The 18,026-nt window shown below is 57.4% G+C and carries 21 protein-coding genes and 1 other RNA gene; 18 read left to right on the top strand and 4 right to left on the bottom strand.

Annotated features, from left to right (window positions below):
* The first annotated feature begins 157 nt into the window (after positions 1–157).
* From BLR44_RS00815 to BLR44_RS00790, 7 genes are all read left to right on the top strand, one after another.
* Complete coding sequence (locus tag BLR44_RS00815; RefSeq protein WP_089677952.1) at positions 158–1,528, top strand: peptidoglycan DD-metalloendopeptidase family protein; 1,371 nt, start codon at positions 158–160, stop codon at positions 1,526–1,528.
* Between the two features lie 128 nt (positions 1,529–1,656).
* Positions 1,657–1,848, top strand: a complete 192-nt coding sequence (locus BLR44_RS00810; protein ID WP_089677950.1) for a cold-shock protein — start codon at positions 1,657–1,659, stop codon at positions 1,846–1,848.
* Between the two features lie 154 nt (positions 1,849–2,002).
* Positions 2,003–2,572, top strand: a complete 570-nt coding sequence (locus BLR44_RS00805; RefSeq protein ID WP_089677948.1) for an RNA polymerase sigma factor — start codon at positions 2,003–2,005, stop codon at positions 2,570–2,572.
* 37 nt (positions 2,573–2,609) lie between these two features.
* Positions 2,610–2,993: an HMG-box domain-containing protein gene (locus BLR44_RS00800; RefSeq protein WP_089677946.1), complete on the top strand. Its 384-nt coding sequence runs from the start codon at positions 2,610–2,612 to the stop codon at positions 2,991–2,993.
* Positions 2,994–3,174: 181 nt separating this feature from the next.
* The gene (locus tag BLR44_RS00795; protein WP_089677944.1) at positions 3,175–3,510 is read left to right on the top strand and encodes a hypothetical protein; all 336 of its coding nucleotides are present in this window, start codon (positions 3,175–3,177) and stop codon (positions 3,508–3,510) included.
* Positions 3,511–3,522: 12 nt separating this feature from the next.
* On the top strand, positions 3,523–3,741 hold the full coding sequence (locus tag BLR44_RS28465; protein ID WP_143017046.1) for a hypothetical protein: 219 nt from the start codon (positions 3,523–3,525) through the stop codon (positions 3,739–3,741).
* A 26-nt stretch (positions 3,742–3,767) separates the two neighbouring features.
* The gene (locus BLR44_RS00790; protein WP_089677942.1) at positions 3,768–4,217 is read left to right on the top strand and encodes an Hsp20/alpha crystallin family protein; all 450 of its coding nucleotides are present in this window, start codon (positions 3,768–3,770) and stop codon (positions 4,215–4,217) included.
* 70 nt (positions 4,218–4,287) lie between these two features.
* Here BLR44_RS00790 and BLR44_RS00785 read toward each other — a convergent pair whose 3' ends face one another.
* From BLR44_RS00785 to guaA, 3 genes are all read right to left on the bottom strand, one after another.
* Positions 4,288–5,748 carry a DUF7133 domain-containing protein gene (locus tag BLR44_RS00785; RefSeq protein WP_245705939.1) on the bottom strand — a complete coding sequence of 487 codons (1,461 nt, stop codon included), beginning with the start codon at positions 5,746–5,748 and terminating at the stop codon, positions 4,288–4,290.
* Positions 5,745–6,857, bottom strand: a complete 1,113-nt coding sequence (locus tag BLR44_RS00780; RefSeq protein ID WP_245705938.1) for a plastocyanin/azurin family copper-binding protein — start codon at positions 6,855–6,857, stop codon at positions 5,745–5,747. Before BLR44_RS00780 ends, BLR44_RS00785 begins: the two co-directional genes overlap by 4 nt.
* 190 nt (positions 6,858–7,047) lie before the next feature.
* Positions 7,048–8,583, bottom strand: coding sequence for a glutamine-hydrolyzing GMP synthase (guaA, locus tag BLR44_RS00775; RefSeq protein ID WP_089679048.1), 1,536 nt, complete (start codon positions 8,581–8,583; stop codon positions 7,048–7,050).
* A gap of 190 nt (positions 8,584–8,773) precedes the next feature.
* On the opposite strand from guaA, the gene ffs reads away from it, so the two are divergent.
* The 11 genes from ffs (at position 8,774) to BLR44_RS00720 (ending at position 16,936) form a co-directional block, all read left to right on the top strand.
* Positions 8,774–8,872: signal recognition particle sRNA small type (gene ffs / locus BLR44_RS00770), an RNA gene on the top strand.
* A 55-nt stretch (positions 8,873–8,927) separates the two neighbouring features.
* Positions 8,928–9,608 carry a fructose-6-phosphate aldolase gene (gene fsa, locus BLR44_RS00765; RefSeq protein WP_089677940.1) on the top strand — a complete coding sequence of 227 codons (681 nt, stop codon included), beginning with the start codon at positions 8,928–8,930 and terminating at the stop codon, positions 9,606–9,608.
* Positions 9,609–9,764: 156 nt separating this feature from the next.
* Complete coding sequence (locus BLR44_RS00760) at positions 9,765–9,968, top strand: fructose-6-phosphate aldolase (RefSeq protein WP_089677938.1); 204 nt, start codon at positions 9,765–9,767, stop codon at positions 9,966–9,968.
* Positions 9,965–10,672 (top strand): cell division ATP-binding protein FtsE, encoded by a 708-nt coding sequence (locus tag BLR44_RS00755; RefSeq protein WP_089677936.1) that lies wholly within the window; start codon positions 9,965–9,967, stop codon positions 10,670–10,672. Before BLR44_RS00760 ends, BLR44_RS00755 begins: the two co-directional genes overlap by 4 nt.
* 5 nt (positions 10,673–10,677) lie before the next feature.
* On the top strand, positions 10,678–11,574 hold the full coding sequence (locus BLR44_RS00750; RefSeq protein WP_089677934.1) for a glycosyltransferase family 2 protein: 897 nt from the start codon (positions 10,678–10,680) through the stop codon (positions 11,572–11,574).
* Entirely contained in the window at positions 11,553–12,170 is a 618-nt protein-coding gene (locus tag BLR44_RS00745) for a hypothetical protein (RefSeq protein ID WP_143017045.1), read from the top strand. Before BLR44_RS00750 ends, BLR44_RS00745 begins: the two co-directional genes overlap by 22 nt.
* 125 nt (positions 12,171–12,295) lie before the next feature.
* The gene (locus BLR44_RS00740) at positions 12,296–13,735 is read left to right on the top strand and encodes a CCA tRNA nucleotidyltransferase (RefSeq protein WP_089679044.1); all 1,440 of its coding nucleotides are present in this window, start codon (positions 12,296–12,298) and stop codon (positions 13,733–13,735) included.
* Positions 13,736–13,782: 47 nt separating this feature from the next.
* Positions 13,783–14,565 carry a tetratricopeptide repeat protein gene (locus tag BLR44_RS00735; RefSeq protein ID WP_089677930.1) on the top strand — a complete coding sequence of 261 codons (783 nt, stop codon included), beginning with the start codon at positions 13,783–13,785 and terminating at the stop codon, positions 14,563–14,565.
* A gap of 200 nt (positions 14,566–14,765) precedes the next feature.
* Entirely contained in the window at positions 14,766–15,308 is a 543-nt protein-coding gene (locus BLR44_RS00730) for an RNA polymerase sigma factor (RefSeq protein WP_089677928.1), read from the top strand.
* Between the two features lie 4 nt (positions 15,309–15,312).
* Complete coding sequence (locus BLR44_RS00725; protein ID WP_089677927.1) at positions 15,313–15,876, top strand: anti-sigma factor; 564 nt, start codon at positions 15,313–15,315, stop codon at positions 15,874–15,876.
* On the top strand, positions 15,857–16,936 hold the full coding sequence (locus BLR44_RS00720; protein ID WP_089677925.1) for a DUF4097 family beta strand repeat-containing protein: 1,080 nt from the start codon (positions 15,857–15,859) through the stop codon (positions 16,934–16,936). The genes BLR44_RS00725 and BLR44_RS00720 overlap by 20 nt, the downstream gene beginning before the upstream one ends.
* A gap of 53 nt (positions 16,937–16,989) precedes the next feature.
* On the opposite strand, the gene BLR44_RS00715 is transcribed toward BLR44_RS00720, so the two are convergent.
* Positions 16,990–18,012 (bottom strand): PorP/SprF family type IX secretion system membrane protein, encoded by a 1,023-nt coding sequence (locus BLR44_RS00715; protein WP_089677923.1) that lies wholly within the window; start codon positions 18,010–18,012, stop codon positions 16,990–16,992.
* Positions 18,013–18,026: the final 14 nt, after the last annotated feature.

Genomic DNA, 18,026 nt, shown 5'->3' with positions numbered 1-18,026 from the left:
ACATCGGGCATTTCCGGCAGCGTTCTGCACAAGAAACTCGTCCCATGAAAAAAGGTTAGGAAAAGAAGATTGATTTTTCTGATGACCTTTTGCCCCGCCCTACGATTTACCCTAAAATGCCTCCGATCCCACCCTCCTACTTAAACCCCACGTCCCGATGAAACCCCTCCTCTACACGTCTCTCCTCTTGCTGTCCACGTTTGCCACCCGGGCCCAATCGTTTCGCTTCCAGGGAGGCGGCGAATATGCCGTGACCTCGCCGTGTGTTTCGCCCGCGCAGCTGCAGACCATCGAGCGTACGCTCCAAACCCGGGTGGCGCAACTCCGAAAACAAGGAAAGTTGGCCCCCGCCCTGCGGCAGGCTACGGCGGCCGCTACTCAGTTCGCGTGGCCCATGCGCCAGGCCGAAGGCTTCCACTACCCGTCGTATTACGGCATCAGCAACTACGTAGACCTGCACGCAGACGCCACGCTGGGCGACTGGAACTGCCAGCAACGCACGTACGAGGGGCACCAGGGGACCGACTATTTTCTGTGGCCGTTCAACATGAACATGATGGCCGACGAACAGGTCGAGGTAGTGGCGGCAGCGGCGGGCGTGGTGGTCGAAAAGCACGACGGCGAGTTCGACCAGAGCTGCGACACCAGTTCGGCCAGCGGGTTACCCAACTACGTCATCCTGATGCACGAGGACGGCACCTACAGCTTCTACCTCCACCTCAAGAAAAACTCCGTCACGCCGAAACCCGTCGGAGCCAACGTGGCTTCCGGCGAATTTATCGGATACGTGGGCAGTTCGGGCTACTCGACCGGGCCGCACCTGCACTTCGAAGTACGCGACCCTGAGCTGAACACGCTCGATCCGTATCAGGGTACGTGCAACAACCGCCCCTCGATGTGGGTCGAGCAAAAGCCGTATTACGACTCGCGCATCAACGCGCTGATGACCCACCGGGCGGTGATGCAGTTCAACCCCTGTCCCCAACTCCACGAGATGCACGTGCAGGATCAGTTCATGCCGGGCGATACGTTCTACTTCGCGGCCTACTACCACGACCAGCGCCAGGGGCAAGTCACGCGTTTCAGGCTGTTCGACCCGAACGGCAACGTGGCCACCGACTGGACGATGAACCTGGACCAGCCGCACTACGTGGCTTCTTACTGGTACTGGCAGTTTTTCCTGTCGCCGGAAGCGCTGCCCGGTACGTGGCACTTCGAGGCGATCTACGAGGATGAAGTAACGACCCACACGATTCAGGTAGGCGCCCCGACCGCTGCGGCGGGCAATCAGTACGCCCAGCAGCGCGTTCGGCTCTTCCCCAACCCCACCGCCGATCAATTTACCGTATCGGCCCAGGCCCCGATTCAGCACGTGGTGGTCTACAACGTGCTGGGAGCCGCAGAGCGTACACTGCCAGGCGCGGGGCAGCGCGAAATCCGCGTAGGGGCGCTCCGAAAGGGCATTTACTTCGTAAAAATCTGGTTTGAAGACGGCCGCTACCTGGCCCGAAAAATGGTGGTGGAGTGATGCGGTTCGCCGCCAGCGCGTTGCCAAACACGCCCCGGCGGTGCCGCTATTTTAAATATGCACACACTACAGCACAGACCTCACCGATAATTTGGTTACCTTTAAACGCATTTTCAAATTACACTAGAATGAACCAAGGAAAAGTAAAGTTCTTCAATGAATCAAAAGGTTTTGGCTTTATTGTAGACAACAATTCGTCTCAAGAGTATTTCGTACACGTTACGGGCCTGATCGACGAGATCCGTCAGGACGACGAAGTAGTTTTTAACCTGAAAGAAGGGAAGAAAGGTCTTAACGCCGTTGACGTAAAGCTGGCGTAATCCATACGGTTTTACCACCCAAGTTTAAGCTTCACTTCACAAGTGAAGCTTTTTTTGTGCCCGCACTTTTCGACCTTTTGTCCTTTTCTGCAACCTGCGGTCCTAACCTTAAAGTAATTTCTGCGCTTCGTCGTCTTCCTTGCAAGTGCAAGCTATGGAAGATCCTGTCGACGTACGAAGAGAGCCGCCTGGGCAAAAGACTGTCCAGATCGTCAGCGACTACGGGAAGCGCCTGTTTCGTTTCATCCGGGGCCGGGTGAAGTCGGACGAGGACGCCGAAGACATCTTGCAGGAAGTCTGGTATCAGCTGAGCAACGTGGTCAACCTTGACGAAATTGAGCAGATGAGCGGCTGGCTGTTCCGAGTGGCGCGCAACAAGATCATCGACCGGAGCCGCAAACGCACCCCCGAAGCGCTGGAAGATTTTCGTTATCAGGACGAAGACGGCGACTTTTCGTTCAAGGAGATTCTGCTGGCCGACACGACCAACCCCGAGTTGGAATTTCTGCGCGATGCGTTCTGGGAAGAACTGTTCGCCGCGCTGGACGAACTTCCCGAAAACCAACGGCAGGTGTTTATCTGGAACGAGCTGGAAGACATGACGTTGCAACAGATCGCCGACCAGACGGGCGAAAAGCTAAAGACAATCATTTCCCGGAAGGGCTACGCCGTCAAACACCTGCGCCGACGGCTGGCTTCGCTCTACAACGAATTTTTATCGTAACTATGAGATCATGGTAATGCATCGGTACAGAAGCGGCATGCGACACAAACGATTTTTCTTTTTTCTGTTGTTCCCCCTGGTTTTCAGTGCGTTGGCCGGGGTGGTGATGATGCTGTGGAACGCGATTTTGCCCGAGGTGGCGGAGGTCCGCCGCCTTACGTTCTGGCAGGCGCTGGGGCTGTTGATCCTCTGTCGCATTTTGTTCGGAAATTTTGGCGGACGCCGCCGCCGCGGATGGCGGCGCCCGCCGTGGGCATCTTCGTCTCAGGCGGGGGCCTCGCCGTGGAGTGGGGCCGCCTCGATGCGCGAGCGTTGGATGAACATGAGCCAGGAAGAGAAAGCCCGTTTTAAAGAGGAGTGGAAAAAACGATGTGGCAAGCCCCGCTGGGGCGACCGCTCCGGCGGGATGCGACCCGACTAAAACGGCAGTTTGCAAAGACCCCGATTGCTCCGGCAACGGGGTTTTCTTTTTGAGAGAATCGTGTTTTAAAACGTACGATCGTTCGTCTTCATACTTTTCTCAAAAAATTCTCAAATCGGGTAAAGTAATTTCTTGGGACGTGCGTCTACCCTCTTGTAGACACACTTTATCTTTCATCCTCATGAATCCACGAGAAATAAAACCGATCCTGATTGGCATCGCGTTAGGTGCGATCTTCTTCATGGCTCCCTTCCTTCTGTTGAGGGGACTGCTTTTCCTGCTGATTATTTTCGGGCTGGTCCGGTTCTTCGCCCGCCGCCGCGGTGGGTACGGCTCCTGGCGCTATAACCGCGCATACGGGTGCGGCCAGCGTACGGACCACGACGGCATCCACCCCACGTTTGCCGATGCGATTCGCCACATGTCCGACGCGGAGTACCGCGATTTCCGTCAGTCGCTGACGCGTCGCGAAGCGTCTCAGCGCGGCAGTTGGCATCCCATAGCCGTTGACCTCTAACCCGCGATCCTCATGCGACGCAACAGCCGATGGTTGATTACCCTCGTCGCGGCGGTGCTGACGTACGGCACCCTGACGGCCTGGGTCGGCCCCCGACGCTTCCATGAAGGACGGTGGCACGTACGCGAACGAAATACCCCTTGTGCAGGGGAACGACACGGCTGGGGACTCCGCGCCTGGACGCACAGTGCGGCTTCTCCGCCCGAATCCGACTACAGCACACACCCTTAATTTCTAACCAGTTTTCCACTAAAATTATGTACAGAAAACACTATGGCGCAGGCAGCGGCTCCGACTTCGGACCGGCCTGGAAACGAGGCTCTTACGAGCATTTTAACAAGTTTTGGAAAGGGATGCAGCAGAATTTTTACCGCCGCCCCAAGTACAACATTCCGCTCAACATCGTCGAAAAAGATACTTTCTATGAGGTGTATGTGTATGCGGTGACGTTCTCAAAAGAGAACATCTCCATTTCGGTCGTCGACGACGTGCTCTACATCAGCGGCACGCGCACAGTCGACGAAGGAAACCTGCCGAATTTTAGTCGTCAGGAGTACCCGATCAAATCGTTTGAGCGCATGCTGAATCTGAACGGGCAGGTCGACCCGACCGACATCAAAGCCCGGCAGGAAGATGGGGTGCTGATCATCACGCTGCCGAAATCGCCGGAAGCGCAGAAGCCCGAACAGAAGATTACGATTGATTAATGTTGCGTTTAGGTTCGAAACAAAAGGGTCGCCCCACGGGGCGGCCTTTTTGCATGTTGTCCGATCCTTCTTACTTCTTAAGGCGGTTCAACGTGTAGCACACCAGCGTGTTCACCAGGCGGGTGCCGTCGGTACCCTTGATGCCTTCCGCATCGAGTTGATACACGTAGCCGGGCACCATCTCGGCCAGGGTCAGCGTTACCTTCCGGCCGTCTTTCGAGACTTTTACGTTCGTCACCGGCACCGCTTGCTTGTCGAATTGATCGGAGCCGTAGTCGCGGTGGTACTCGTAGTAGTAGCGCTGGAAAGGGTACGCCTCAGGACGGCGGGCCGTGGCTTTGTCGACCGGACGTGTAAATTCCAGCTCGAACCCTTTTTTGGTGACGTGCATCGTTTTGATTTCCAGCGGGACGTCTCCGGTCCAGGTGAGGTGTTGCAGCCCTTCGTCGCCGGCCCACCCGTGGTCGTTCTGCCCTACCCACAGGCTTCCGTCCGGACCGAACACGAGCCGGTTGTTCCCTTTCCGCAGTCCGGCGCCGTCGTAAAACGGCACACAAGCGCCCTGCATCTGCCCGTCGACCTCCTCCAGCATCAGTCGGATGATACGCGGCACATTCATTTCGCCGATCAGCATTTGTCCCTGAAACGGCCCGAACCGGTCGTCTTTGATCAAGATCGGTTGTGTCGGCGAGCTGGCCATAATCGCGTGCGGAAACAACACCGCCGCCCGCGTTCGCAGGCTGTCGAGCGTAGCGACCGGCAACGTTAGCGGATCGACGTTCCAGCTGGGTTTCCAGACCAGACTGGCGACGTGGCCGTAAAACTTGTCTTTTTCTACGTGATACAACTTACTGGTGCCCAGCCAATCGCCCTGATTGTCGGCCACAAACAGCCGCCCTTCGCCGTCGAAGCCTAATGTATTCGGCGAGCGGAAGCCCAGCGCGAAAGGCTCCAGGTTACCGTCAGGCGTCAGTTTCATCACCCAACCCCGGTACGGCACACACGAATACATCCGCCCCGGCCGCCCCAGTGGATTGAACGTACCACGAATTTCATCCCGAATGCCCGCCCCGTTCGAGGCCGTGTTCAGGCCGATGAATAAATTTCCGTGGCCGTCCGGTTCCGGGCCGAAGGCAAACTCGTGGTAGTTGCCCGACATGCCGAAGTCGTCGGTGACCGTTTCGTACACATCGGCTACGCCGTCGCCGTCCGTATCGCGTACGCGCGTCAGTTCCGGGCGCTGCATAATCAGCACCTCGTCGTTGCTGACGGGCAGAATGCCCAGCGGATCGTGCAGCCCTTCGGCAAACAACTTCCACGTGTCGGTAGCCGGATCGTAGGTCATCACCTCCCCCCGGTGGTAACAGGCCACCAGACGACCGTCGGGCATAAAACCCACGCCCCCTGTTTCGGCCACCAGACCTGCCGGGGTCGGCACCGTTTCGAGCCGGTAATAGTCCTGAATGGAATCTCCGGGCACCGACGTCGGGGGTGTGGTCAGGCCCAGCCAGAGGGTAAGTAAGAGCATCATGGGTGTACGTGTTCGGGAGCGGATTTTACCATCTCGAGGGTCAGGGTGCGCGTTCCGGCCGGTAGTTTCAGCCGAGCGCCTTCCCACGTACCGGTCGACGCACGGTACACGACGCCATCGTTCGGCGTGGTGGCCAAATAGAACGGTGCGGAGGTGGGTCCGAACCGGAATTCCCGGCGCAAGCCGACCGAATCGGTCAGGGGATAAATTCGTTCGTGTACCTCCACCCCTTCGACGGTGTAGTTGAATTCCGGGTAGCGCTCCACCAGCCGGTAGCCTTTGAACTGCGTCTGCGGGACGCTGTCGGTTTGGCCCATGTCCCAGGGATAAGGCGTGCAGTCGCGGTAATAGATCGTACCGATGACCTTCGAAAAGGCGTTGCCGTTTCCTTTCCAGTGCTCGGTGTTGTCCACAAAGCCCCCGGCCCAGGCGTAGCGCAGGCGGCACTGGCCCGCATCCCAGCAATAGGACAAATCGCCGGGCAGGCCGACAGCGATGGCGGCCGGACTGCATTCGGGCATGAACGTCCGGTAAAGCATCGGCAGCCGCATCGGGTACGGGTGTGGCGATTCCGGTTGGGCGATCACGCCCTCCTTGGCACGCTGCGGCGGAATGTGCGGATCGTTGGCCAACGGCGGCATCGGCAGGTTTTGTACGTATATGGCCCCGTACATAATAAAGCCGTGGCCCGGCAGGGTGCAAACGTAAGGATAGACCCCCTCCTGTTGCGGTGCCGTAAAGGTCAGCGTGCGGGTTTCGCCAGGCTCTACCACCGGAAGCGCAAACAGCACCAGCGCCGTGTCGGGAATGTAGTTAGTGGCGGGCGCGAGGGTCAGCGCGCGTTGCACCACGGCGAGACGCTCGCCCGGTTGCGTAATGAGCATGTTGTGCGCCATGTCGTCGTCGTTTTCCAACGTCAGGGTCACGCGCGTGCCGGGTGCAACCACGAAGCGGACCACGTCGTATTGCAGTCCTTCGATGGCGCGGATGGCCACCGTCGTATCGGCAGGTGGAGGGTAGACTGGCGGACTGGCGATGGCCTGGGGGACGCACAGAAGCGCCGCAATCAGCACGCCAAAAAGTGTTAGCTGGTGGTTGATGGAGGTCACAACGAATTAATGGATCGGCAACAAAAATTTCACCCGGTCATCAAAGGTACGCAGTAGCCTCCTTTTTTGGCGGCTCGGTCCACAGCAAGGGAGGCCTCCCCAGGGGATTTATACTCATACGCTCTGTTGTTAGGCGGCCCGGCTGGAGGAGCCGTTGCGGCCCCCGAACCTGGTGGCCGATCCCTGCGGCTTACTCCCACTCGATGGTGGCGGGCGGCTTGGACGAAATATCGTAGACCACGCGGTTGACGCCCTTCACTTTGTTGATGATGTCGTTCGACACGTCGGCCAGAAACTCGTACGGCAGGTGCGCCCAGTCGGCCGTCATGCCGTCGACCGAGGTTACGGCCCGCAGCGCGACCACGTTTTCGTACGTTCGTTCGTCGCCCATCACCCCGACCGACTGGACCGGCAACAGGATGGCGCCCGCCTGCCAGACTTCGTCGTAGAGGCCGGTTTTCTTCAAGCCTTTGATGAACAAGTCGTCGACGTTTTGCAGGATGCGTACCTTTTCTTCGGTGATTTCGCCCAGGATGCGGATCGCCAGCCCCGGTCCGGGGAACGGGTGCCGACCCAGAATGGTTTCGGGCAGACCCAGTTCGCGGCCCACTTCCCGCACTTCGTCTTTGAACAGGGTATTGAGCGGTTCGACCACCTTCAGGTGCATTTTTTCGGGCAAACCGCCGACGTTGTGGTGCGATTTGATGGTGGCCGAGGGACCTTTGACCGACACCGACTCGATCACGTCGGGATAGATCGTGCCCTGGCCAAGCCACTTCACGTCTTTGATCCGGTGCGCCTCCTTGTCGAAGACTTCGATAAATACCCGCCCGATGGCCTTCCGCTTGTGTTCCGGATCGGTTTTTCCCGCCAGAGCCACGTAAAAATCTTTGGAGGCATCGACCCCTTTCACGTTCAGACCCAGGTCTTTGTACGAATGCAGCACCTGCTCAAACTCGTTTTTCCGCAACAGACCGTTGTTTACGAAAATGCAGTGGAGGTTTTTGCCGATGGCGCGGTGAATCAGCATCGCCGCTACGGACGAGTCGACGCCGCCCGACAGCCCCAGCACCACTTTGTCGTCGCCCAACTTTTCGCGCAATTCCCGTACCGTATCTTCCACAAAGTGCGCCGGCGTCCAGTCCTGCGAACAGCCGCAAATGCCCACCACAAAATTGTGTAGCAACTGCTTGCCTTCGGCCGTGTGCGTCACTTCCGGGTGGAACTGAATGCCGTAGGTCTGCTCGTCCTGGATCTGATACGCCGCATATTCGACCGATTCGGTTGAGGCGATCACGTTCAGGTGCTCGGGCAGTTTCAGGATGGTGTCGGCGTGCGACATCCACACCACCGCCTTGCTGTCCATCCCTTTGAACAAAGGGTTTTCGCTATCGACGTGGGTCAGGCGGGCCCGGCCGTACTCCCGCACCTGCGAGGGCTCCACCACGCCATGTTCCTGATTGACCATGAGTTGCGCTCCGTAGCACACACCCAACACCGGGACGTGGCCGCGTACGCCTTTCAACTTCGGATTGGGCGCACCCGTATCGCGCACGGAACAGGGACTTCCCGAAAGGATCACCCCCTTCACCGAGGCGTCGAGGGTCAGAAAAGGCAGTTCGGTGTAAGGGTGAATTTCGCAGTAGACGTTGAGTTCGCGCACGCGGCGGGCAATCAATTGCGTGTATTGCGAACCGAAATCGAAGATCAGGATTTGCTCGGTCATGGCCGCAAAAGTAATCGGGATTTTGAGATTGCAGGGCAGGAATTGCAGATAACAATTCGCCCAAGGCAAATTGCGCACGAGGGCTTCGGACCCGGCCCGCCTGACCCACGGCGCACGCCCGGCTTTTTTTCATCTCTCCAACTTTCTGTCGCTACATCTTTCCCACCTTCGCAACTTTCTCTACTTTTGCCCCGGCAAATCAGTACGGTCAGCTCCTGCTGAATTCCCCCAGGACCGGAAGGTAGCAAGGGTAGGTAGTTGAGCGACCGGTACTTGGTTTGCCTTTTTTTTGCCCTCCTTTTTTCTGTAGTTTTGAGCACAACCAACGCTTCAACCCTCAACTCATGAAATTTTTCATTGATACAGCGAACCTGGACGAAATCCGCGAAGCCTACGAACTCGGCGTTCTCGACGGTGTGACGACCAACCCCTCTTTGATGGCCAAGGAAGGCGTAACGGGCAAAGACAATATTTTCAAGCACTACCGCGCGATCTGCGAAATCGTGGACGATAACGTAAGCGCCGAGGTGGTAGCCACCACGTTTGACGAGATCATCGCCGAAGGCGAAGAGCTGGCCGAAATCCACGAGAAAATTGTGGTAAAGGTGCCGATGATCCGCGACGGCGTGAAGGCAATCAAGTACCTGAGTCAGAAAGGCATCCGCACCAACTGCACGCTGGTCTTTTCGGCCGGACAGGCCATTCTGGCTGCCAAAGCCGGGGCCTCGTACGTATCGCCGTTCATGGGCCGCCTCGACGACATCGGCAGCGACGGCCTGGACCTGATCGAGCAGATCATGCAGATCTACCGCAACTACGGCTTTGCCACGGAAGTACTCGCCGCGTCGGTGCGCCACGTGATGCACCTGATCCGCTGCGCCGAAATTGGTGCCGATGTGGTCACCTGCCCACTGAACGTCATCACCGGTCTGTTGAAGCACCCTCTGACCGACAGTGGTCTGGAAAAGTTCCTGTCCGACTACCGGAAAGGCAACCCCGAATACAAAGAAGCCTTAAAGGCGTAAGCCATTACCAATTGCAGATTCGCAGATTGCAAATTGTTGAGGCTAAGCGGTACATACGATTTCGACGTCAAGTCAACTGGTTGACCGCGTTCCAACGGTACCGTTTCGTGTCAGCAATTTGCAATCTGTAATTTCCCAATCTGCACTTTCGTTGCCATGTACATCCTGAAAGTAAAGGGCAAGGCCAAAATTCCTGATTACATTCAGTTGCGTGACGAGAAGTTCGTCCTGATTGCCTATTTCCGGGCCGACCGGCCGCTCAAAAACCTGGAGAAATACGGGTTGGAGGGCAAAGAGGAGGCCATGCGAAAGCTGATCGACGAACTGCCCTTCGGCAAACTGCAACCCCTTACCATTTGAGTATGACCAACGATACGGTCATCAGCGTGCGCGATGCTTCCATTTTTCAGACGGATACGGCCGTGCTGGAAAACGTAAACTTTGATGTGCTCAAAGGCGAATTCGCCTACCTGATCGGGCGGACCGGCAGCGGCAAGAGCTCGCTCCTCAAGACGCTCTACGGCGACCTGCCGCTGCGGCTAGGCGATGCCATGGTGGCCGGGTATTCGCTGCGAAAACTTTCGCGCAAGCAGGTGCCTTTTCTGCGCCGGAAAATCGGCATCGTTTTTCAGGATTTCCAACTCCTTCCCGACCGTACGGTGGCCGATAATCTCCAGTTTGTGATGCGTGCAACGGGCTGGAACGACCGTTCTAAAATGAAGAAGCGCCTGCTCGATGTGCTGATGCGCGTCGGCCTGGGCTCGGTCGAAACCAAAATGCCGCACCAACTGTCGGGTGGCGAACAACAGCGCGTGGTGATTGCCCGGGCCCTGCTCAATGAACCCGCCATTATTCTTGCAGATGAACCCACCGGCAACCTCGATCCAGAAGTGGCCGAAGGCATTCTCCGCGTTTTTCAGGAAATCAACCGGAGCGGCACCGCCGTGCTGATGGCCACTCACAATTATCAGTTCGTCGAACACCACAAAGCCCGGCTGCTGAAGTGCGAGCGGGGGCATTTGCTCGACTCCGCCAAAGAAACCGTGCGCCTCTCCAACGCTTGAGGGCCATGCCTGATCGCCTGCTTTCCATCCTCATTCCGGTCTACAACACGGACGCGACCCCGCTGGTCAACGCGCTGCAAGCCCAATTGCGTCATGCCGCCCCCGGGGGGGAAATCAGGGTATACGACGACGCTTCGCCCGACGAAACGTACCATTCCCGTCATGGCCGGTTGGCAGACGACCCAGCCATCACTTACCGAAAACTTGCACAAAACGTGGGCCGCGCCCGGATGCGGAACCTGCTGGCCGAAGAGGCTACCGGCGAGTGGCTCTTGTTCCTCGATGCCGACTCGGCTGTACCGCACGGCGATTTTCTGAAACATTACCTGAAGCGAAGCAACCAGGCACACGTGCTCGCCGGTGGCACGTATTACACGCCTCGCCTCCCCTCGCCTGCCGTTGCGTTACGCTGGCACTACGGCCGCCACCGCGAACAACGCACCGCTGCCGACCGCGCCCTCCATCCGTACCGAAGTCTGACCCTCAACAACCTGTTGATTCGTCGGGATGTGTTTTTGTCCATCAGGCTGGACGAAACCCTGCGGACCTACGGCCACGAGGATACACGCTTCGGCTGGGAACTGGCGCAACGGCGAGTTCCGCTGTTGCACATCGACAACCCGGTGCTGCACCTGGGGCTGGAACCCAATGCGGTCTTTCTGAACAAAACGCGCGAGGGCGTGCGCAACCTGAAAAAATTGTACCGGCAGGAAGGACTGGGCCAGGACACGGCCCTGGTACAAGCGGCCCATCGCCTGGAACCCAAGTCTTTACAGCGGCTTTTCATACGCACCTACGATGCTCTGGCGCCGCTCATCGAGCAAAACCTACACGCCACGTCGCCTTCGCTGCGGGCGTTCGATCTGTTCAAACTACGGGAATGGTTTCGGGACGATTCCTAAGCCTTTTCGGGTACTTATTCGTGCTCTTGTGCGCGGCGGTGCAGGCACAGGTGCCGCCTACGGCCGAAGCCCAGGTCCGGTACCTGCACGAAGGAATTTTGCTCGTTCGGTTGCCGACGCGCCAAGCTTCCCTGAAGGCGCTGCACGATCGGGGAGCGCATGCATTGGCCGAAAAAGAAGCGCAGGCTCAGCAAGAAGCAAACGACGTCTTGATGCGTGCGTTCCGCGATCACTTCCAGTTTTGTCCCGTCTATTTTTTCAGTAGCGACCAATCGGAGCGGGTACGGCAAGCGCGACTTCACGACCTCGTCCTCCAGGGCGACAGTTCCCTTCGTTTGCAGCCACAGCCTTTTCTGGTGGCCGAACTGGCGCAGGCCTCGCACGTTTACCCGCCGGGCCCAACCGCCTTCCACTTCGAAGCGCTCTTTCTGGAAGATCATCAGTTCCGCCCACTAACGGCGCCTTTTCCCTTCCGCGTCCGCACCTTCCGCGTCCGCACCTTCCGCACCCTTTTCTTCCTGCACCGGTCTCCTGCTCAGGCGGTTAGGCTGTTGAATGAGCGTCTGCACAAATTCTACGAAAAATCCACGCGTTAGCCGCCCGCCTGCACCTGGGGAGCGTGCTACCAACCCACCGAACACGCACCTTGGGTTTTGTGGCCGGAACCGTTACCTTTGCCTTCTTTCGAACCCTCGCCCTCCGCTGAGGGTTTTGTTTTATGATGAATTTTGCCGCCACTTTACGAGAGAATCCTGTTTTTCCACACGTCGCCGAGGCCGCTCGCCGCTTAGGCGTCGAAACCTACGTGGTGGGCGGGTGGGTGCGCGATCTGCTGCTGAAACGCCCCTGTAAAGACATCGACTTCGTGTGCGTTGGCAGTGGCATTGCCCTAGCGCAGACGCTGGCCGATCAGTTGCCGGGCCACGTGCCGCTCAACGTTTTCAAAAATTTCGGGACCGCCATGTTGCGCTGGGACGAGTGGGAGCTGGAGTTTGTGGGCGCCCGTAAGGAATCGTACCGGAGCGAATCGCGCAAACCGATTGTGGAAGACGGCACGCTGGAAGACGACCAGCAGCGACGCGATTTTACCATCAACGCCCTGGCCATCAGCCTGAACGAAGCTACATTCGGCGATCTGATCGACCCGTTCGACGGAGTAGGTGACCTGAAGCGGAAGATGATTCGGACGCCGCTCGATCCCGACATTACCTTTTCGGACGATCCGTTGCGGATGATGCGGGCCATCCGGTTTGCCAGTCAGTTGAACTTCGACATTCACCCCGATACGTTCGATGCCCTGCGCACCAACGCCGCGCGGCTCGACATTGTATCGCAGGAGCGGATCATCGGTGAGTTGAACAAGATCATCCTCTCCCCCACGCCTTCGTACGGCTTCAAGCTCCTCTACCACGCCGGGCTGCTGGAGCGCATCTTCCCGGAGCTGATTGAACTGGCCGGCGTCGAGACGGTCGACGGCAAGGGCCATAAGGATAATTTCTACCATACGTTGCAGGTGCTGGACAACGTTGCCGAGGTGTCGGACGACCTGTGGCTGCGCTGGGCCGCCCTCATGCACGACATTGCCAAACCGGCCACCAAACGTTTCGATAAACGCGCGGGCTGGACCTTCCACGGCCACGAGGACCTGGGGACCCGGATGGTGCCCAAACTGTTCCGGCGGATGAAACTGCCCATGAACGAACACATGAAGTTCGTGCAGAAGCTGGTACGCCTCCACCTCCGTCCCATCGCGCTGGTGAAGGACGAAGTCACCGATTCGGCGATCCGGCGGTTGATTGTCGATGCCGATGAGGCCCTCGACGCGCTGATGCAGCTCTGCCGGGCCGACATCACGTCGAAAAATCCGCAGCGTGTTCGCCGCCATTTGCAAAATTTCAACAAGGTGGAGAAGCGCATCCTGGAAGTGGAGGAAACCGACCGCCTGCGCAATTTCCAACCGGCCGTAACGGGCGAGCACATTATGCAAACGTTCGGCCTACCCCCGTCGCGCCAGGTAGGCGAACTCAAATCCGAACTGCGGGAAGCCATTCTGGAGGGGCACATCAAAAACACGTTCGCGGACGGTTATCCGTTCCTGCTGAAACTGGGTGAGCAGCGCGGCTTGCCGGTACAAAAACAGCTGCCTGACCCGCAGGCCTGAAAGTTTCCGTTAAATTTGTCTGTTCAACCTGATAATTAATAAACGACATGAATTGGAAAGTAGTCCTGCTGACGCTCCTGGTCGGCTTTAGTGGCGTGTACGACGCCTCCGCACAGCGCCGTAAAAAGAAAGACGAACCCGCCGCGGAAACCACGACCACCCCCGCAACGCCGGCCGCCACTTCGACTCCGACGGCCCCTTCGCTCGATCCGTATGCCGTGCAGGAACAGGTGTTTGAGCAGTCGCTGAAATACAACGACGGCGACGTGGCCGTGCAGGCCCTCTACAACATGATGGCGCTGCACCCGCAGGAAGAAACCCTGAAGGATACGCTGGCCTACCTCTATTTCAACCTGAATCGGTATTCGTCCTGCCTGTTCGTGGCTCGCGACATTGTCGACGTACGCCCCAACAACCTGGAGATGGTGGAGATCAAAGCCATTTCGGAGAAGAACCTGGGCTTGTTGGCCGAGGCCGTGAGTTCGTACGAAAAACTGTACATGAATACCGAAAACGTGTACCACCTCTACGAACTGGCCACGCTCCAGTTCCAGTTGAAGCGCTACAACGAAGCACGCAACTCGCTGGCCATGTTGGAGAAGCACAAGGATGCCGCTACGCAGCAGGTCACGCTGTCGGCCGGGCAACGGCAGCAGTCGCAACAGGTCCCGATTCTGGCGGCAGTGTACAACCTGCAAGGGGTGCTGAATCAGGAAACCGGCAACGATGCCGAGGCCAAGGCCAAGTACCAGAAAGCACTCGAACTGTTCCCGGATTTTGCGCTGGCGAAGGGCAACCTGGCGGCCATGAACCAACCGGCGCAGAAATAAGACGCTCAGCCCTTCAAGCAAGGCAAGTCCTTTCGCGCTACGCCCTGCCGTTTTACTAAGTTGTAATTTCTGTCACTTCATACCGGAAAAAGCCCTTTCAGCCCGAAAGGGTTTTTTTATGCCTTTTTCTGAAAATATTTTTCGGTGGGATGCAACCTCTCCCACTTTCCTGAAATCTATTAGTACAAACCAACTCGAAATTGGAAGCTGTCTTGCAAGACATTAACGTGCTCCTGGTTGAACGATGCCGACAAGGTGACCGCAAGGCGCAGCATGAGCTGTACGCCCGGTACGCCCGGGCCATGCTGAACGTGGCCATGAGGCTCGTGAACGACTATGGTGTGGCCGAAGATCTACTGCAGGAATCGTTTGTGGATGCGTTTACTAAAATTCATCAGTTCAAAGGCGAAAGTTCGTTCGGCCTGTGGCTGAAGCGGATCGTGATCAACAACGCCCTCAATTTTCTGCGGAAGTACCAGCGACAGCCGTTGGTAGTGACCGATCAGTTCGACGAGGAACAGCCGCACGAGGAACCAGACGAGCCCGTGTATCCGTACGATGTCGACCAGGTACACCGTACCATTCAGGGCCTGCCCGACGGCTACCGGCTGGTGTTTACCCTCTACTGCCTGGAAGGGTACGATCACGGCGAAATCGGACAGATTCTGAACATTTCGGAGCAGACGTCGAAATCGCAGTACAACCGCGCCCGCAAGAAGATTCGAGAACTACTTAACGGATAGCAGGATGGAAGATGACTTAGAAAAATTTATCCGTGAGCACCGGGATGAGCTCGATCGCTTCGAGCCCCACCCCGATCTCTGGCAGAAAATCGCGCACAAGCTGGACGAGACCACGCCTTCGTCTCAACAAAAGAATCGCTACGCGTGGCGTCGTCTGCTGCAAACGGCCGCGGTAGCCGCCCTCCTGGTATTTGTGGGCTACGCGCTGGGGTGGCAGGATTTCCACCTGACGGCCCAACAGGAACCGGTCGACACCACGGCCCAAATGCAGAAAGGCCCCTATCTGAACGAAGTAGAAGCTTACTATACGGCATTGATTGCCCAGAAGAAAGAAGACCTGGCGGCCGTAGCCAGCGAAGCCGAAGAACTGGAATTCGGGGCCGATCTGGCGCACCTGGACTCGATGTATGTAGAATTGCGCGGGGAACTGCCCCGGGCCGCCGATCCGCAACTGGTGCGGGCCGCGATGATTCAAAACCTACGTTTACGCATCGATTTGCTTAACCAGCAGATGCAGATTTTAAAAGAAGTAAAACAGAAAAAAGAGAATGCAAACCTCAATTTATAGATGCCTGCTCCTTTGCACGCTGATTCTCGGCCTGACCTCCACCGCATGGGCCGCCGAAAGATCGCGCAAGATCAGCAAGCAGTTTGACGTTTCGGCCAGCGACAAACTCGCCATCGACAACCGGTACGGAAAGGTGCACGTCAACACCACTGCGCAGGGAAAAATCACCGTCGACGTGAACATCATTGTCCGCGATGGCGACGCAGACGACCTTCAAAAGAAGCTGGATCGGGTCAAAATCAACATTGAACGTAGCACAGGCCGCATCTACTTCGGGACGGAGATCGACCGCAGCGAAGGCTTTTTCGAGCGCATGCTCAACTGGGCGGAAGAAAAAACCAATCAACTGGAAGTCAATTACACCGTCAACATGCCGGCGCAAAATCCGCTGGAGATCGAAAATCAGTTCGGCGACGTGTATCTGGCCGACTTCCACGGACCACTGCAACTGGAAGTGAAGTACGGAACGCTTCGCACGGAGCGCATCACCAGCAAAGAAGCTTACGTCGACCTCTCGTTCGGAGCCGGAGAAATCCGCGAAATGCAACAAGGCAAACTGGACGTCAAGTACTCGAAAATGGAGCTGGAGAAGTGCGGCACCCTGCAATTGGACAACAGTTATTCGGACCTGACGTTGGGTACGGCCGACCAACTGAACCTGGACAGCCGCTACGGCTCAGTCGCCATCGACGAAGCGCACGCCCTCACGGCCGACATCCGGTACTGTGGTTTTTCGCTCGGAAAACTAACGCAACGGTTGGAAAGCGACATCAGCTACTGTCCCAAGTTCGAGATCGATCACATTGCCCCGGGGGTGGAACGGATTGCGGCCGAAGGCGAGTTCAGCTCCATTCGCCTGCGTTTTGCGCCGGAAGCCGCCGGGCAATTCGACGTCGACATCGACTACGGCAACCTGCGCCATTCTGGCCTTAACCTGAACTTCAACGAACGCATCGAACAGAACCACAGCCTCAAGGCACGCGGCACGTTCGGCGGACAGTCCAAAAATAAATCGAACATCACCGTGCGTTCGCGTTACGGCGATGTTCGATTAGAATAACAGGATTTGCGTTCGAAGTTCCACGCGCCACCAGCGCCATTAAAGCGACCGGGCTAAAACTTCGGACACGGAATCAGCTTAGGTTTCTTCTTCAGCTTTACTTTGGTGTCGAACTCGTACGTGAGCGAAATTTCGTGCGCGCCCCCCGTATTGGCCCCCAGGCCCGAAATGGTCAGGTCGTAGCTGTACCCGATGCGGTAATTGGGTTGTTTCACCCCCAGCAGCAACACCACGGCATCGTGATTGTAGAGGCCCTGGCGGTAGTTCTTGACCGGAAGGCCCCGGTACCAGAAGCCCACGGCCAGCGGTTTGTAATAGATGTAACACCCGATGTCCATCTGGTCGAATTCCCCCTGAAACTTGTACAACACCGAGGGCGTCAGGCTTTTGTCAGGCTCCAGGCCTTTGCGGATGTTGCGGGAGCGAATCACCCGGCTTTGCAGCGGAATCACCGTACCGGCCGTGAACGTCATGCGCATGGGCAGGCCCGAGTTGCTTTCCACCAGCGATTGGTTCGGCTCGTTCATGTGATGCGCACCCATCCCGAACCAGAACTGCCGGGAATACAACAGAAATCCCGAGCTGACGTCGAAGTAGCCAATGTTTTCGATGTTGAACTGGGTCATGTCGTTAGTAGGGCGTTGCGCAAACCCGCGCGGGTCCACTTGGTCGCCGAACGTCAGCCGGAAGTAATCGATGTTGCGGAACGCATAGCCGAACTGCAACCCAGCCCGCACCATCCAGACGCGGTTCAGCGCCAACTGGTAGGCATAGGCCGCACCCAGACTCGACGAACGGAGGTTGCCCGAACCCGCCTTGTCGGTGGTGGCGCTAATGCCAAACCCGCTGTTGTATTTCCGGGCGTAATGATCGTACGAAAACGCGTAGGTCACAAAAGCACCGGGAATCGAGGGCCACTGGTTGCGATAATTCAAGACAAACCGATCGCGCCCCGCGCCCCCCGCAAAGGCCGGGTTATGGTACAACGGTGCCGCGTAGTATTGCGAGAACTGTGGGTCCTGCGCCAGCACCGTTCCGCCCCACATCAACAAGAATAGGGTAAAAATTCGCTTCATATCAATTCTGTTAC

This window comes from Catalinimonas alkaloidigena (assembly GCF_900100765.1).
GTDB lineage: Bacteria > Bacteroidota > Bacteroidia > Cytophagales > Flexibacteraceae > Mooreia > Mooreia alkaloidigena.
This window is presented reverse-complemented; position numbering and strand designations above follow the sequence as displayed.

Bases quoted from the DNA above. Each gene is read 5' to 3' on its own strand.
- BLR44_RS00750 (WP_089677934.1), top strand. From the start codon at position 10,678: ATGCCTGATCGCCTGCTTTCCATCCTCATTCCGGTCTACAACACGGAC.
- BLR44_RS00810 (WP_089677950.1), top strand. From the start codon at position 1,657: ATGAACCAAGGAAAAGTAAAGTTCTTCAATGAATCAAAAGGTTTTGGC.
- BLR44_RS00795 (WP_089677944.1), top strand. From the start codon at position 3,175: ATGAATCCACGAGAAATAAAACCGATCCTGATTGGCATCGCGTTAGGT.
- BLR44_RS00805 (WP_089677948.1), top strand. From the start codon at position 2,003: ATGGAAGATCCTGTCGACGTACGAAGAGAGCCGCCTGGGCAAAAGACT.
- BLR44_RS00735 (WP_089677930.1), top strand. From the start codon at position 13,783: ATGAATTGGAAAGTAGTCCTGCTGACGCTCCTGGTCGGCTTTAGTGGC.
- BLR44_RS00760 (WP_089677938.1), top strand. From the start codon at position 9,765: ATGTACATCCTGAAAGTAAAGGGCAAGGCCAAAATTCCTGATTACATT.
- BLR44_RS00740 (WP_089679044.1), top strand. From the start codon at position 12,296: ATGAATTTTGCCGCCACTTTACGAGAGAATCCTGTTTTTCCACACGTC.
- fsa (WP_089677940.1), top strand. From the start codon at position 8,928: ATGAAATTTTTCATTGATACAGCGAACCTGGACGAAATCCGCGAAGCC.
- guaA (WP_089679048.1), bottom strand. From the start codon at position 8,583: ATGACCGAGCAAATCCTGATCTTCGATTTCGGTTCGCAATACACGCAA.
- BLR44_RS28465 (WP_143017046.1), top strand. From the start codon at position 3,523: ATGCGACGCAACAGCCGATGGTTGATTACCCTCGTCGCGGCGGTGCTG.
- BLR44_RS00725 (WP_089677927.1), top strand. From the start codon at position 15,313: ATGGAAGATGACTTAGAAAAATTTATCCGTGAGCACCGGGATGAGCTC.
- BLR44_RS00720 (WP_089677925.1), top strand. From the start codon at position 15,857: ATGCAAACCTCAATTTATAGATGCCTGCTCCTTTGCACGCTGATTCTC.
- BLR44_RS00745 (WP_143017045.1), top strand. From the start codon at position 11,553: ATGGTTTCGGGACGATTCCTAAGCCTTTTCGGGTACTTATTCGTGCTC.
- BLR44_RS00715 (WP_089677923.1), bottom strand. From the start codon at position 18,012: ATGAAGCGAATTTTTACCCTATTCTTGTTGATGTGGGGCGGAACGGTG.
- BLR44_RS00815 (WP_089677952.1), top strand. From the start codon at position 158: ATGAAACCCCTCCTCTACACGTCTCTCCTCTTGCTGTCCACGTTTGCC.
- BLR44_RS00800 (WP_089677946.1), top strand. From the start codon at position 2,610: ATGCGACACAAACGATTTTTCTTTTTTCTGTTGTTCCCCCTGGTTTTC.
- BLR44_RS00790 (WP_089677942.1), top strand. From the start codon at position 3,768: ATGTACAGAAAACACTATGGCGCAGGCAGCGGCTCCGACTTCGGACCG.
- BLR44_RS00785 (WP_245705939.1), bottom strand. From the start codon at position 5,748: ATGATGCTCTTACTTACCCTCTGGCTGGGCCTGACCACACCCCCGACG.